13 protein-coding genes are annotated in these 15,533 nt (G+C 58.0%); 2 read left to right on the top strand and 11 right to left on the bottom strand.

Annotated features, from left to right (window positions below):
* The 6 genes from VJ651_RS08350 to VJ651_RS08325 form a co-directional block, all read right to left on the bottom strand.
* On the bottom strand, positions 1–107 hold a 107-nt coding region (locus VJ651_RS08350), incomplete at its 3' end, for a type II secretion system protein (RefSeq protein ID WP_324107007.1).
* Positions 108–165: 58 nt separating this feature from the next.
* Positions 166–651, bottom strand: a complete 486-nt coding sequence (locus tag VJ651_RS08345; RefSeq protein WP_324107004.1) for a type II secretion system protein — start codon at positions 649–651, stop codon at positions 166–168.
* A gap of 151 nt (positions 652–802) precedes the next feature.
* Positions 803–1,282, bottom strand: a complete 480-nt coding sequence (locus VJ651_RS08340; RefSeq protein WP_324107003.1) for a hypothetical protein — start codon at positions 1,280–1,282, stop codon at positions 803–805.
* A gap of 101 nt (positions 1,283–1,383) precedes the next feature.
* Complete coding sequence (locus tag VJ651_RS08335) at positions 1,384–2,613, bottom strand: type II secretion system F family protein (RefSeq protein WP_324107002.1); 1,230 nt, start codon at positions 2,611–2,613, stop codon at positions 1,384–1,386.
* A gap of 35 nt (positions 2,614–2,648) precedes the next feature.
* Positions 2,649–4,352: a GspE/PulE family protein gene (locus VJ651_RS08330; protein ID WP_324107001.1), complete on the bottom strand. Its 1,704-nt coding sequence runs from the start codon at positions 4,350–4,352 to the stop codon at positions 2,649–2,651.
* 100 nt (positions 4,353–4,452) lie between these two features.
* Positions 4,453–5,694 carry a cystathionine gamma-synthase family protein gene (locus VJ651_RS08325; RefSeq protein ID WP_324107000.1) on the bottom strand — a complete coding sequence of 414 codons (1,242 nt, stop codon included), beginning with the start codon at positions 5,692–5,694 and terminating at the stop codon, positions 4,453–4,455.
* Between the two features lie 464 nt (positions 5,695–6,158).
* On the opposite strand from VJ651_RS08325, the gene VJ651_RS08320 reads away from it, so the two are divergent.
* Both VJ651_RS08320 and VJ651_RS08315 read left to right on the top strand, forming a co-directional pair.
* Positions 6,159–6,830 (top strand): response regulator, encoded by a 672-nt coding sequence (locus VJ651_RS08320; RefSeq protein WP_324106999.1) that lies wholly within the window; start codon positions 6,159–6,161, stop codon positions 6,828–6,830.
* Positions 6,808–10,158: an EAL domain-containing protein gene (locus tag VJ651_RS08315; protein WP_324106998.1), complete on the top strand. Its 3,351-nt coding sequence runs from the start codon at positions 6,808–6,810 to the stop codon at positions 10,156–10,158. The genes VJ651_RS08320 and VJ651_RS08315 overlap by 23 nt, the downstream gene beginning before the upstream one ends.
* A gap of 66 nt (positions 10,159–10,224) precedes the next feature.
* Here the strand turns inward: VJ651_RS08315 and purF are convergent, their stop codons facing one another.
* From purF to accD, 5 genes are all read right to left on the bottom strand, one after another.
* Positions 10,225–11,742: an amidophosphoribosyltransferase gene (gene purF, locus VJ651_RS08310; RefSeq protein ID WP_136418105.1), complete on the bottom strand. Its 1,518-nt coding sequence runs from the start codon at positions 11,740–11,742 to the stop codon at positions 10,225–10,227.
* Positions 11,743–11,766: 24 nt separating this feature from the next.
* A complete protein-coding gene (locus VJ651_RS08305; protein WP_324106997.1) occupies positions 11,767–12,255 on the bottom strand; it encodes a CvpA family protein in 489 nt (162 codons plus the stop codon).
* A 13-nt stretch (positions 12,256–12,268) separates the two neighbouring features.
* A complete protein-coding gene (locus VJ651_RS08300) occupies positions 12,269–13,192 on the bottom strand; it encodes an SPOR domain-containing protein (protein WP_324106996.1) in 924 nt (307 codons plus the stop codon).
* Positions 13,193–13,252: 60 nt separating this feature from the next.
* Entirely contained in the window at positions 13,253–14,557 is a 1,305-nt protein-coding gene (gene folC / locus VJ651_RS08295) for a bifunctional tetrahydrofolate synthase/dihydrofolate synthase (RefSeq protein ID WP_324106995.1), read from the bottom strand.
* 65 nt (positions 14,558–14,622) lie between these two features.
* Entirely contained in the window at positions 14,623–15,495 is an 873-nt protein-coding gene (gene accD, locus VJ651_RS08290) for an acetyl-CoA carboxylase, carboxyltransferase subunit beta (RefSeq protein WP_324106994.1), read from the bottom strand.
* Positions 15,496–15,533: the final 38 nt, after the last annotated feature.

Below are 15,533 nucleotides of genomic sequence, written 5' to 3'. Positions count from 1 at the left end.
GACTTCAAATCCACAAACTTCGGCAACGCCGTCGCCGCCAAAATACCGAGAATCACAATTACCACGACCAGTTCGATCAGGGTAAAACCAGATTGTTGCTTGTTCATACCTTCCTCCTCAGGACAAGATTTACTTACTTCTTTTATACAAAATCGAATGGTGTGGCTATTGGCAGTTCGCCGTGGTGATGTTTGCGTTGCTGTAGGCGGGTGCAAACGTCGTTACTCCGTCCGGTACCGTGTAGGTCACCGAACAGTTCGAGTGCGTCGAGTCCGGACTGACCGTGAACACCGTTGCACTGGTCTTCACGGGCAAGTAGCCCGGAATCGCGTTACCCAAATCATCAACAAGGCCGGCCGCGCGTCCGATCGATGCCAGGTCCGTTGTCGGGTAGCCTAATACCATGGCGATATTCCCCGTCGGCCCTTCCATCGTCACCGCGGATCCCGGCGCAAGATTCTGTGCCAATTGCAGCGCATGCGCCAGCGTCGCAGCCGCCTTGATCGAACCAAGCGCTCCGTTCATCTTGGCCATGCGCGCTTCGGTCTGCAAAGCAGCGAACCTTGGTAATGCAATCGCCGCCAGAAGCGCAAGAATGCTGATGACCACAACCAGTTCAATCAATGTGAAGCCAGTCTGTCTCGCTCGCATGTATTTCGCTCGGTTAGTTGTGCAGTCCAGAAACACTATTGTCAACGGGAATTATATAGACACACGGAAAAAAAAAGATACTTCACGTCAAATTTTTGCAGCGTCTTTACGACTTTTGACGTTCCGTGCAACAAATAATTTCCGTATGGAATTATTTAAGCCAGGTATAGGGTTCAACCAGCTCAAGGCGAACGGTCGAGACTGGACTTTGCGTATCGCTTTGCGGGCCGGAAGAGTCACGAACCAAGCGGATACGGAGGCGAATGCGCTTGCCCTCCGGCTTATCAGTTTGAAAATGACTTCCGTGCACCAGCCAGTAAGTCAGCGTTCGATCGCTTGTATTGAAATGCCAAAAACCGGGTTCGCGACTGGAGTCTCGCGACACCAGCCTGTAGTTCGCGGGTTTGTGCTCCAGCCAGTCCATTGGATTTTGTTGCTCCAGCAACGCAAATTCCCGCATACGCCCTTGGGAAATCAACACCGCCATCTGGATTCGCAGGGCACTCCGCAGGTTGGCGATGGTGTACTCGACATTCGCCTTCTCGGCAGCCTCTTGATAAAAAGTGAGCCGGTCCAGGAGGAAAGTAGCGAATATTCCAATCAGGATGAATGCCGACAGCAGCTCCAGCATCGAAAACCCGCCGGAACTTCTTGCGGAAGCGGCTGGCAGACTGCAGGTCCGCAGATGATTGCCGTCCCCTTCGACAGACACATGCGGTTGCCCGGATCCCGTCATTTCTGCAAAGCTGCCTTGCCCAGATCCCAGATCGGCAGGAACACACCCAGCGCAAGGATCAACACGAGTATCCCCAGCCCGACGATCAGGATCGGTTCGATTTGCGATGACAGCGTCTTGAGTTCGTAATCGACCTCACGCTCGTACATGGCGGCAATCTCGTCCATGAGCTCGTCGATTTCGCCAGTTTCCTCGCCGACCGCAATCATTTGCAGTACCACGGGAGTGAAAACGCCGGTCGTCACCGCCGTGCGCAAGATGCTTTCGCCGCGTTCGACGCCATCGCGCATCTGTTCGACCCGGCTTGAGATATAGACGTTATCCACGGTTTGCGCGACGACGTTCAGCCCTTGCACGATCGGCACGCCGCTCTTGCTCGCCAGTGCGAAGCTGCGTGCGAAGCGCGCCAGTGCCGCCTTCAGGATAATCTTGCCGATGATCGGAAACCGCAGCTTGAGCTTGTCCCATTGGAACCGGCCTTTTGGCGTTGCGATATACATCTTGAATGCGACGAACGCAGCAACCGCCGTGACGAGCAGCAAGGGCCAGAAACGCACCGTGAAATTGGAGACGTTGATGAGCAGCTGCGTCATGAGCGGCAGCTTGGCATTGAAGCCCGCATACACCTTGGCGAATGCAGGAATGACGAACAGGTTGATGACCGCGATCGCGGCGACCATTGCCATGACCACGAACATCGGGTAACGCAACGCGGTCTTGACACGCTCCCGCATGTCTCTTTCGAACTCCAGATGATCGAACAGGCGGAGGAAGATTTCCTCCAGGCGTCCGGTCGTTTCGCCGACACGGACCATGCTCAGAAAGAAGGGCGAGAATACGTCCGGATGGCGGCGCATTGCAGCCGACAATTCTCGGCCGGAGTCCAGTGATTCGCGCAAATCCTTCACCACGCGCGCGAAGGATTTATTGATGGCCGACTCCTGCAGTCCAGCGAGACCGCGCATGATCGGCACGCCGGCTTTCAGCAAGGTATAGAGCTGACGACTGAAGAGCTGGACGTCGATGGGTCGGATCTTCTGCTCTGTCAGCTTCGCCCACCAACCTTCGGCCAGACCGGAAACAGGCTTGCTCGTGACGACGATTTCCACCGGCGTGACACCGGTGCTGAAGAGCTGGTCCGCAACCGCTCCGCTGTCGGGACTCTCAAGCACACCCTGCAGCAGCTCTCCGCGGGCATTGCGGCCTTTGTATGCAAAGAACGGCACGTTAGCTCCTATGAGCGCGTTTATCGGGGTCGGACTTAATCATCGAACTGATTGCTGATTCGCATGGCTTCGCTCACCGTGGTCTTGCCCGCCACCACCAATGCGACGCCATGGCGCCGCAAGGTATGGCCAGCCATCTGCTCCTGCGCCACGTTCATGAAGTGGGCAGGGTCATGGTGGTTGGCTGCCGTTGCGACGGCCTCGTTCATCTCCAGCATTTCATACACGCCGGTGCGTCCCCGGTAGCCGGTGCCGTTGCAGTGCGTACAGCCGCGTCCGTGCAGGTATTTCCGGGCGTTGACCGTATCGCCCAGTTCCGACTTCAGCCATTCCTGTTCGGTCGGCTTCAATGTGTAGGGCTCGGCACAACTTTCGCAAATCACCCGGACCAGGCGTTGCGCGAGCACAGCCTGCAAGGAGGTCGCCACCATGTACCGCGGGACGCCCATGTCGAGCAAGCGTATCGGGGTGCTGACGGCATCGTTGGTATGCAGGGTTGATAGCACAAGGTGGCCGGTAAGTGCCGCGCGCATGCCGATCTGCGCCGTTTCCTGATCGCGCATTTCGCCGACCAGCACCACGTCCGGATCCTGACGCAATGCGGACCGCAGTACGCGGGCAAAGGTGAGGTCGATCTTTTCGTTGATCTGCACCTGATTGACGCCCGGCAGGCGATATTCGACCGGGTCCTCGACGGTGATCAGCTTGCGTTCCATGCTGTTCAATTCAGCGAGCGCGCCGTAAAGGGTCGTCGTCTTGCCGCTTCCGGTCGGGCCGGTGACGAGCACGAGGCCGTTCGGGCGCTGCAGGATGGCGCGAAATTTCTTCACCATGGATGGCGGCATGCCGATCGAGTCGAGCTTGAGAATGCCGCCGCTTTGATTCAGCAAGCGCATGACGACCGATTCGCCGAATTGGGTCGGCATGGTCGAGATACGGACGTCGACCTGCTGCTGTTTCACCTTGATCGCAAAGCGTCCATCCTGCGGCAGACGCTTCTCGGAAATATCGAGCCCCGACATGAGCTTCAGGCGCAAAGCGAGTGCCTGGGCGATCTTGATGTCCGCTTCGGTCTGCAGATGCAGCACGCCGTCGATACGGAAGCGGATCTGCAGGCGCCCCTCCTGCGGTTCGATATGGATATCGGACGCCCTCACCTGCGTCGCATCGTCGAACACGGACTGCAGCAACTTGACGACCGGTGCCTCTTCGATTCCCGGCGCGCCGCCGAGATTGCCGAAATCGACATAGCTGTCGCCCAGGTCCTCTTCCAGCTCGCGTGCGAAATCGGTGATCTCTTCCGTGCGGCGGTAGATGCGGTCAATCGTTTGCAGCAGTTCGCCTTCGTTGACCACGGCGAGTTCGATCGGCCGCTTTACGGTGCGCGAAATTTCGTCATAGGCGAAAAGATCAGTAGGATCGGCCATCCCGATCAGCATCGATCCGCCACGTCCCTCCAGCGCAATGGCACGAAAGCGACGGGCCTGCGTCTCCGGAAGCGCGCGTACCACTTCCGGATCGATGTTGAAGAACTTGAGATTGATGTAGGGGATGTTGAGCTGCCTGGCGAGTGCACCGGAAATCTGCTCTTCCGTCACGAAGCCATTCTCGACGAAGACACGTCCGAGTTTGCGTCCGGTCCGCTTCTGCTCACCTAGCGCGAACTGAAGTTGCTCCTCGGAAAGCAACTTCTGCTGCACCAAAATCTCACCGAGGCGGACCTTCTCCGGTCGTGCCATACGCGCTCCTTGCTAGGGGAATTTCACTCGCGTATTTTAGCCACAATCCACTTTCTGTAGTGAATTGTTTTCATTGGGAAATTTGACTATCTGTCGCTTTTCAGCCCTCGAGCGCTTGCTTGAAGTCCTCAACCAAGTCGGCAGTATCCTCGATGCCGACCGAAACGCGGATGAGCGATTCTGCGATCCCCATGCTGGCCCGTCGATCCGGGCCCATCTCGTAAAAAATCGTGTGTGCGACCGGTATGACGAGGGTCCGGGTATCGCCAAGATTGCTTGCGGGAATGCCCAGCCGCAGGCGATTCAGGTAATCAAAGCAGTCGATTCCGTCCTTCAGTTCAAAGCTGAACAAGCTGCCGTACGCACTGAAGAGATCGGTGGCGAGCTTGTGCTGCGGGTGCGAAGCCAGGCCCGGATAATGAACGGCAGCCACACGCGCGTCGGCCTCCAGCATGCGCGCAAGCGCGAGTGCATTGGTGCACTCGCGCTCCATGCGCAACGCCATCGTTTCGGCGCCGACGGCGATGTGGTGCGCAGCTTCGGGGCCGAGCGCGGCGCCAAAATCGCGCAGACTCTTGGCACGAATCTGGGCCATGCCCCATTGGGCCGGCGCGTAGCGTTTGTAGTTGTCGAATATGTTCGGAAATTTGGTCCAGTCGTACAAGCCGGTGTCAGTCAAGCTACCGCCGAGCGCGATGCCGTGGCCGGCGATGTACTTGGTCAGGGCATTGACAACAAGGCTGGCGCCGACCATCCTCGGACGGAACAAATAGGGCGAAGTCATCGTGTTGTCGACCACATACACAATGCCGCGGTCGCGACATAGCTGGCCGATGCGCTTCAGATCGGCGATCTGGGTGCGCGGATTGGCGATGGTTTCTACGAACACGATACGGGTCGCCGGCGTCAATGCGGCTTCGACATTCTTCACATCTGTCGCATCGACCATCGATACGTCGATCCCCTGCCCGTTCACGGTTTGCCACAAGCTGTTGGTGTTGCCAAACAGAAATGAAGACGACACTACATGATCACCCTCGCGCAGCAATGCCTGTGAAAGCGCCGCAATGGCAGCCATCCCCGTCGAGAAGCAGATCGTTGCCAGACCCTGCTCCATTTTCGTGATTTTTTCTTCCAGCGCGGTGACGGTCGGATTGCCTTGCCGGCCATAGCGGTAACCGGGTTGTTTTCCCTGGAAAACTTCCGCGAGCTGGCGCGCATCGCGATAGCCAAACGCCACCGAGGTATGAACCGGCTTGTGCAAGGATCCATGTTCGATCGGCTTCTGACGATCGCCGTGCAGGATGGTGGTAGTGAATCCGTATTTTTTCGTATCAGTCATGGTCAATAAAAAACCCGTTCAGCGTGGGCTAAAACGGGTTGATGGTGAATCTCACATCCGTTTTAGCAGAATTTGTTCGGGGGCTCTGCCCCAGCGCCCGCAAGCAGAATCAAATCGGCGCAGACTTCATCGTATCGCAAAAAGGAGCTAACGCAAAATGACAAGACTCCACAACTTTCCCAAAATTAACTTCCTTCCCAGCAAAACGAGTCTTTTCCTAGGACCTGTCAGGCATTTCTTAAAATATTTTGCACTTATTCATTGAATAGTGATCATAGCCAAACAAGAAACGCGTCCTGGCGCCGGCTCCCTGTAACGCGCGACCGCCGGGGAATAAAAAAGCGTATCCCGAACTTTGAGTGCTTGCCTTCCGGAAAGCACAAGAAAATACCCCGATAACACTTACGCTGACGGATCGGTGCGCGTAGTGATGGCACCTGCGTCAGCAATGAAGACATGGCGAAATGGCGAAATTACTCTTGTCGTTTTCTCGATCAGATTTACCGTCCATCAGAGAGGTCAAAGAAACCGGACTTGACTTGTATCTCTGTCAAAAGCCCGTCGATCCCATCGGCGCAAGATTGACTGTCTCGGGCAATTTCGTTCAGAAGCGTTGTCCCGTCTCTTATGAAAAACCTGTCTCATGCACGCGCAAAACCAGCGCTGTCGCGACGGAGGTCGTGCCCATGCCCGCATGCATTCTGTTTGTCAAAGACAACCCCGCGGACATGGAGCTCATGGCTTACCTGCCCGGGTTAGCTGGCCGCCTGGTCTTGTACGCGCATAATCAAAGGGAAACTCTAGCTTCAGCACCCGGGGAGCAGCCAGACCTGATCATTTGCGATATGAATTTGCCGCATCTCGACGGGTATGCAGTTGCCCGTCATTTCCGGGCCGCCCCCGCCATGCGTTCCATACCCGCTGTGGCCATCACTGCGCCAACAATCTCCGGTGATGGAGAAGAATGCCTGGATGCGGGCTTTAACGGATGCGTCAGCAAGCCGCTCGATCCTGAAACCTTCGTCGATTCGATCGAGACATTCTTGCGCGGCGATGACATGCGCGAGCGCCCAAACACAAGTAAAAACCGGCTGCAGCAAAGAAGGAGCCAAGATGGCAACGATCCTGATCGTTGACGACCATGCGTTGAATCGCCAGTTCCTGATGGTTCTTCTTGGTTATGGCGGTCACCGCTTATTCGAGGCGACGAACGGCGCGCAAGCACTTGAAATCGCCAGCGTCAAACGACCGGATCTCATCATTGCGGACATACTGATGCCCAATATGGACGGGCATGAATTCATCAAGCGTCTTCGCGCCAATTCGGACACCGCCAATACACCGGTCATTTTTCATATCGCCGCCTATCATGAGCGAGAAGCCGCTACCATGGCGCTCGCGTGCGGCGTGCACTGGGTTCTGCCCAAGCCCTCCGATCCGCATGTGATTCTCAAGGCGGTGCAGGAAGCCCTGGGTTTACCTTCCATTGACGCGGCCTCGCCGGCGCGGCTGTCGCCATTGGCGGAGGCGCCCCGCATGGCGGGCATCGACCATGAACTCTCCGGATATCTCGCCGATCTGAAAAACAGCAGCGACCTGATGTCGCAGTTGGCAAATGAAGATGCTTCCAATCGTGCTGACATCGAAGGTCTGCAACACATGGTGCAGCGCCTCTCCAAGGCACTGTCCAGCCTGCAGACGGTCAGCCTGCGCCTCACGGCCTTGATCGAACTCGGCATTGAACTGGCCGCGGAGCGGGATCCCACGCATTTGCTCGAAATCAGCTGCCGCGTGGTGCAAGACGTCTGTCTTGCCAAATACGTGGTAATCGGCATATTGGGCTCCGACGACGAGCATCTCGAGCACTTCATTACGCGCGGACTGGATGAACCCGCTCTCGACGTGATGGAGGCGCCTCGGCCTCGAGACGGCCTGCTCGGCGCCGTACTCATCGATCGTTCCGCGAAGCGTCTGGGCGGACTGGACGGCGATCCGCAGCGCGTCGGCCTGCCGCCGACCCACCCGCCGGTACATTCCCTGCTCGCCGTCCCGGTAGCGTCGCAGGACAATGTATTCGGATGGCTTTACCTCGTCGACAAGCTCGGAGCGGACGGCTTCAGCGAAGCGGATGAACGCGCGGCGGCAACCGTTGCCGCGCAATTGGCAACCGTCTATGAGAACTTGGCACTGTACAGCGAAATCCAGAAAAAGCACTCGCAACTGACCGTCGAAGTGAGCGACCGCAAGCAAGCACAGGACGCATTGCGCCGCATGCTCTCCGCCCGAACCGTGATGGCGGAGTGCAACCACGTCATGGTGCACGCAAACGATGAAACGAATCTGCTCAACGAAATGTGCCGCACCATTGTCGAGGCAGGCGGCTATCACGCGGCCTGCATCATGTATAGCGACACGCAAGGCCGCATGAAACCGATAGCATGGGCTGGCTCTTCCCCTGCAGGAGAATTCGAATCGCCGTGCAAGGAAGTCGCGAACCGGATGCCCGCCCCAACGACCGTGACGATGTTCGATCCGCGACGCCCCTGGGCGCTTGCCGATGCCGACCAGGATAGCTTGAAGACAAACGGCTGGTATGAGCGCGCGCTTGCCGTCTCGCTTCCGCTCAGGGACAACGGCCAGGTCTTCGGCGTTCTCACGATTTACGAGGAAGAACCCAATTCATTCGATGCAGAACAGATCGTTACATTCGAGGCGCTCGCCGATGACATCGCCTATGGTGTGATGAGCCTGCGTACCAGGGCTGCGCATGAGAAGGCGGAGCGAGATCTGCGGGCCGCCGAGGAAAAACTCTCCGGCATCCTGGACTCCATCGACAATGTGGTGTGGTCGGCTACGGAGACGGGATTCATCTACCTGAATTCGATGGCCGAGAGGATCTATGGCCGACCGCTGCAACAGTTTTACGAGAACCGGAATCTCTGGTTTGAGGCTGTGCACCCGGAGGACAAGGCGGCGGTGCAGAGGGCGCATGCGAGGCTGCGCGAATCGACCAGCTCCAGGCAGGAATACAGAATCATCCGCCCTGACGGCGAAATCCGCTGGGTCGAGGAGCGTGCACGAGCGATCCGCAATGACAAAGGCGAGCTGCTGCGCTTCGACGGCGTCACGATCGACATCAGCGAGCGCAAGGAATACGAGGCGCGCATCGAATATCTGGCTGACCACGATGCCCTGACCGGCCTGGCCAACCGCAATCTGCTAGGCGATCGCATCGGACAGGCGATGGCACACGCGCGTCGAAATGGCTTGCTGCTGGCAGTGCTGTTTCTCGATCTGGATCGATTCAAGAGCATCAACGACAGCTTCGGTCATGAGCTCGGCGATACCTTGCTGCTGGAAGTTTCCAAGCGCCTCAGGCAGGTCGTGCGCGACGGCGACACGGTCGCCCGCCAGGGCGGCGACGAATTCATCATTCTCCTGCCGGATCTGCCGAGGCCGCAGGATGTTACCGCGGTCGCGTTCAAGATATTCGACGCCTTTGCAATGCCGTTCGTGGTTGAAGGACACGAACTGTTCGTCACGGTGAGCATCGGCGCGACGCTGTATCCCGACGACGGGGACGATATGCAATCCCTTCTGCGCAATGCCGACAACGCGATGTATCGCGCCAAGGAGGAGCATGGCAACGCGCTTCAGTTTTATTCGCACGAGATGAGCGCACGAGCGCTGGAACGCGCCGAGCTGGAAAGCGCGCTGCGCCGGGCGCTCGATCGCGATGAGTTCGAACTGTTCTATCAACCCAAGGTCGATGCGCATAGCGGGCGCATCATCGGCGCCGAAGCCTTGATCCGCTGGCATCATCCCGAGATGGGCCTGGTGTCGCCCACGCTTTTCATTCCGATGGCCGAAGAGATCGGCCTGATCGTGCCGATCGGCGAGTGGGTATTGCACACCGCCTGCGCACAAAACAAGGCCTGGCAAAACGCCGGATTGCCGACGATCAGCGTGTCGGTGAATCTGTCGGCGCGCCAGTTCCGGCAGGAAGACCTGGTGGAGTCTGTCTCCAATGCACTGGAAAACATGGGGCTCGAGGCCAGGCATCTGGAGCTGGAACTGACGGAGAGTATCGTGATGAACAGTGCCGAGCTGTTCATCACCAAAATGAAGGAACTCAAGGATCTCGGTGTCCAGCTGTCGATCGATGATTTCGGCACCGGCTATTCAAGCCTCAGCTACCTGAAGCGCTTCCCGCTGCATCACTTGAAAATCGATCAATCCTTCGTACGCGATATCGCCACCGACACGGATGACGCGATCATCACCAGCACCGTTATCTCGCTGGGCCACAGCCTCAATCTCAAGGTCATTGCAGAAGGCGTGGAGACGGAAGAACAGGTCGCATTTTTGCGCGATCATCATTGCGATGAAATGCAGGGATACTATTTCAGCAAGCCCTTGCCCGCACGGGAATTCGCGTCGCTGCTCGGACGCGTGCTTCATTAGCGCAGGCAACAAAAAAGCCCGCCGCCTTCATCAGGCAGCGGGCGTGCATCCTCCGCGATAACAACGTCAGTCGACGCGCGCGAGATTCAGATTCAATTGCGAGCGCACCGCGTCCTCGTTGGAGGGCTTCGGATTATTGCGAGCGAATTCGATTCGATCAAGATAGTCGCGCGAAATATCCCCCGTCACGTAGATGCCATCGAAGCAAGAAGCCTCGAAGCGCTTGAGCATCGGATTGACGTCGGAGATCGCGCGTTTGAGCGCCTCGACATCCTGATAAACCAGCGCGTCGGCAGTGATTTCCCGGCACACTTCCTCTTCCGTGCGGCCATGCGCAATCAACTCATTACGCGTCGGCATGTCGATGCCATAGACGTTCGGGTATTTCACCGGCGGCGCGGCAGAAGCAAAGATTACGCGCTTGGCGCCGGAGTCGCGCGCCATCTGCACGATTTCACGGCTGGTCGTGCCGCGCACGATGGAATCATCGACCAGCAGCACGCTCTTGCCCTTGAACTCGCTGCTGATGGCATTGAGCTTCTGGCGCACCGACTTCTTGCGTTCCGCCTGGCCCGGCATGATGAATGTCCGGCCGATATAACGGTTCTTGATGAAGCCTTCGCGATATTCCAGGTTCAGCTTCAACGCCAATTCCATGGCTGCAGGACGGGAAGAATCGGGAATCGGCATGACGACGTCGATGTCGCCAGTGGAGAACTGCTTCCTGATTTTCTCCGCCAGGTACTCGCCCATCTTCAGGCGCGTTGCATAGACCGACGCGCCGTCGATCACGGAGTCCGGACGCGCCAGATAAACAAATTCGAATGCGCAGGGATTCAGGACCGGATTTTCCGCGCATTGCTGGTTGTAGAGCTTGCCATCGAGATCGATGAAGATCGCTTCCCCGGGCATCACGTCGCGCAGGAAGCGGAATCCCAGACCTTCCAGCGCAACAGACTCGCTGGCCAGCATATATTCCGGCCCTTTCTCGCTATCGTTGAAGCCGATGCAGAGTGGCCGGATGCCGAACGGGTCACGGAAAGCCAGCAAGCCATAGCCTGCGATCTGCGCAACCACCGCGTAGGAGCCGCGCACACGCTTATGCAGCGCGGAAACTGCCTTGAACAGGGCCGTCGGGTCGAGCGAATAGCCGGTGGTCGCCTGCTGGATTTCATGCGCCAGCACATTCAGCAAGACTTCGGAATCGGAATCGGTATTGATGTGGCGGCGATCGTTCTTGAACATCTCGATCTTGAGCTGTTCCCAGTTGGTCAGGTTGCCGTTATGGGCGAGGATGATGCCGAAAGGCGCATTCACATAGAATGGCTGCGCTTCTTCCTCGCTGTCGGAACCCGCAGTCGGATAACGCACCTGGCCGATGCCGGCATTGCCGGGCAAGGAACGCATGTTGCGCGTACGGAAGACGTCGCGCACCAAGCCGTTGGCCTTGTGCATCGAGAATGTATTGCCGTGATTGGTTGCAATGCCTGCGGCATCCTGCCCGCGATGCTGCAAGAGCAACAACGCATCGTAAATCAGCTGGTTAACCGGGCCGTGGGAAACAACGCCAACAATGCCACACATGGTGGACTCCTCAACTAAGACAATTTAAAACTGTACGTGCCGGGCGAAATCGCCTGGCAGGAAAGGTTTGACCATGCGCGCGGCGGTTTCCGCCAGCGGACTTAACACTGCGTCTTTCCAGAATGGCTGCTGCGGAATGGCCGTCATTCCGCAAATCAGCACGGCAGCCAGCACGATGAGCAGGCCACGCGCGAGTCCGAACAAGCCTCCGAGCCCCCGATCGGCCAAGCTCAGTCCGCTCGCCTTTATTACCGCATCGACAGCCAGGTTCAACAGCATCATCAACAGCCTGACGCCGATAAACAATGCAATAAATGCCACAATCAGTCGCGTTACGTTGCCCGGAACCATGTCAGGCAGCAAAGCCGCCAGGTCCTCGCCGTAGGCATTGGCAACCACGAAGGACACGATCCAGCCCAGCAACGACAATATTTCCTTTACCAATCCGCGCAGAGTGCTGATCACTACCGAACAAATCAGCACGAACAGGACCAGATAATCGAATATCGTCACAGTCGAGTGAAATTCAAGCGGGCACCAGCGTGCCGTTCAATCCCAGTTTAACGATCTTGGCACGCACCTTTTCCGCCTCTTCCTTGCTGGCGAAGGGGCCGACGCGAATACGGGTGCGATCACCCGAGCTGGTCGCGACTTTTTGCGTGTACGACTTGATGCCAGCGCCTTTCAACTTGGACTGCAGTTCATCGACCTTGTCCTTCGAAGCGAGCGCAGCAACCTGGACGACAAACTTTCCGGATTTTTTCTCGGTCGCCTTCGGATCCGGCTTCCCTTCCAGCAGCGCCTTGGCACGCGCCGCATCCTGTGATTTTTCAGTCGATTTGGCCTCGGTCCTGAATTCGGCTTTGGATTCGGCCTGGGCTGGCGCCTGCGTGCTGCCGGCCGGCTTTTCGACGATAGACGTTTTGACCATCTCGGCTTCCGGCTTGGAGAGGATTTTCGCCTTTGCTTCAGCCGGCTGCGCTGGAGTTGCGGTAACGGCTACCTTCTTGTCCGCAGGTTTGCTTTCGGCTGCAGCGGGTGGCACAACCGGCGTATCGACCATTTCCTCCTTCGGATCGAGGGCGTCCGAGGCAGCCACCGGGGAGGTCTTGGCCGGCCGGGGATTGTTCGAGGTTGTCAGCTTGTCCTTGGATGGGATCTGGATGCTGATGTCGTCTGCCAGCGGTTTCGGTTCCGAATCCAGAATCATTGGCAAACCGATCACGGCCGCAAGCACCAGCGCGACCGCGCCGATCAGGCGTCGACGGGCGCGCTTCTTCTCGGGCAGGACTGGGTCTACCGGTTCGTCGCCCTGGCTGCCCTGGGCTGACTTGCGGCGCTTGGCGCGGCCGCGGACCGCCTTGGATTCTTCCTCCGCACGCGAATAAAATGCGCTGTCATCGGAGGCGGATTCTTGCTTGTTTTTGCGGAGGAACGAGAACAAGCTCATGCGATAAAAATGAAGTCCATCAGTAAATTCAGAAGCGGTCTTGATACATCGTCATGTCAATCAAGACAAGCCTTCGGCCCTTCTGGCCTCCATCACGCCGGCGACAGTCAGGAAGGATCCGAAAACCGCAATTCTATCATTCTCCCCCGCCCGGCTCCGAGCATTCGCAAAAGCCTCGGCGGGCGAGGAAAAGGTCTGGATGGTGCGCTCGGATCCTGCCTGTGCCTTCGGCGCCACACCGGCTTCCAGCAATTTCTGCCTGAGCTGCTCCGCAGTGGCTGCGCGCGGCAGGGGGAGGTCCGTGACGCACCAGTGGTCCACCAGGTCCTTCAGTTGCGCGATGACGCCGCTGATGTCCTTGTCCTGCATTGCGCCGAACACCGCATAGGTATAGGGATGAAAGGCCATGTGCTTGAGGTTTTGCGCGAGCGTTGCTGCCGCATGCGGATTATGCGCGACATCCAGGATCACCGTCGGGCGGCCAGGCAGCACCTGGAACCGGCCCGGCAAATCGACCATCACGAGACCATTGCGAACTTCCTGAGCGCCGACTGGCAAGCGGTGGCGCAACGCCTCCAGCGCAGCCAGCGCCGCGGCCGCGTTCAGCAACTGGTTCGCACCTCGCAGCGAAGGATAGCCAAGTGAATTGCGGCGCTGCGAGCGGCCACCGTAATTCCACTGCTGCTTGTCGCCTGCGTAGTTATAGTCGCGACCAAAGAGCCAAAGATCGGCGCCAATTGCCGTAGCGTGATCGATCAGGGATTGGGGCGGCACCGGGTCGCCGCAAATGGCTGTCTTGCCGGGGCGGAAAATGCCGGCTTTCTCGAAGCCGATCTGCTCGCGTGTCTCACCCAGGTATTCCGTGTGATCGATGTCTACGCTGGTGACAACGGCGACATCGGCGTCGAGTACATTGACGGCATCCAGTCGTCCGCCCAAGCCGACTTCAAGGATCACCACATCGAGCTTCGCCTGCGCGAACAGACGCAAAACCGCGAGTGTGGTGAACTCGAAATAGGTGAGCGATACATCGCCACGCTTCTCCTCCACGGCGGCAAACTGCTCGACTAGCACCTGATCCGAGGCCGGTTCGCCGTCGACGCGAGCACGCTCATTGAAGTCCAGCAGATGCGGTGAGGTGTACAGGCCGACACGGTACCCGGCCTGCAGCAGGATCGACTCCAGCATTGCACAAGTCGACCCCTTGCCATTCGTGCCGCCGACGATGATCACGGGGCAGTCAAACCGGATATCCAGGCGATCCTTTACCTGGGCAACGCGTTCCAGCCCCATGTCGATTGCCTTGGGATGCATCGTTTCAAGCAGGGCGAGCCAGTCGGTCAGTGTAGAGGGAATGTTTTGCATAAGAGGTGCTGAAAGTAAAAAGCCCGGACCTGCACTGGTCCGGGCTCGGGATGTTCATTCAATATTCAGGCCAGGACTTCGGCCGGCTGATTCTGCAGCAAAGCCAGCAAACGAGCGATTTCTTCGCGCATCTTGCGGCGGTCGACGATCATATCGACCGCGCCCTTGTGCACCAGGAATTCGGCACGCTGGAAACCTTCCGGCAGTTTCTCGCGAACGGTGTTCTCGATCACGCGCGGCCCGGCGAAGCCGATCAAGGCCTTGGGTTCCGCAATCACCACGTCGCCCATGAACGCAAAGGAAGCCGATACGCCGCCCATGGTCGGATCGGTCAGCACCGAGATAAACGGCAGCTTCTTCTCCGACAGCTTGGTCAGCATCGCTGTCGTCTTTGCCATTTGCATCAGGGACAGCAGACCTTCCTGCATGCGCGCGCCACCGGTGGCGGTAATGCAGATGAACGGCACCTTTTGCTCCAGCGCGGTTTGCGCGCCACGCACAAAGCGCTCGCCAACAACCGACCCCATGGAGCCGCCCATGAATTCGAATTCGAAACAGGCAACCACAACCGGCAGCGTCATGATCGAACCGCCCATGACAACCATGGCGTCGGTTTCGCCGGTAGCTTCCATCGCGTCCTTCAAGCGGTCGGGATATTTCTTGCTGTCCTTGAATTTCAGCGTATCGACAGGCAGGGTCTCCTGGCCGATCTCGTAGCGTCCTCCGGCATCGAGCAAAGTGTCGAGTCGCTCGCGTGCACGGATGCGCATGTGGTGGTCGCATTTCGGGCAGACGTGGAGGTTGGACTCAAGATCGGTACGATAGAGCACGGCCTCGCACGACGGGCATTTGACCCAGAGCCCTTCCGGAACCGACCTGCGATTGGTGGATTCGGAGCGCTGAATGCGCGGGGGAAGCAGTTTTTCAAGCCAGCTCATCGTGACCTCTTCTCGATTTTTTAGGTTCCGCATTGTAC

Origin of the sequence: Noviherbaspirillum sp., assembly GCF_035254865.1 — a bacterium.
Lineage (GTDB): Bacteria > Pseudomonadota > Gammaproteobacteria > Burkholderiales > Burkholderiaceae_D > Noviherbaspirillum.
The sequence above is the reverse complement of the archived record's forward strand: the minus strand, read 5'-3'. Positions and strand labels throughout refer to the sequence as shown.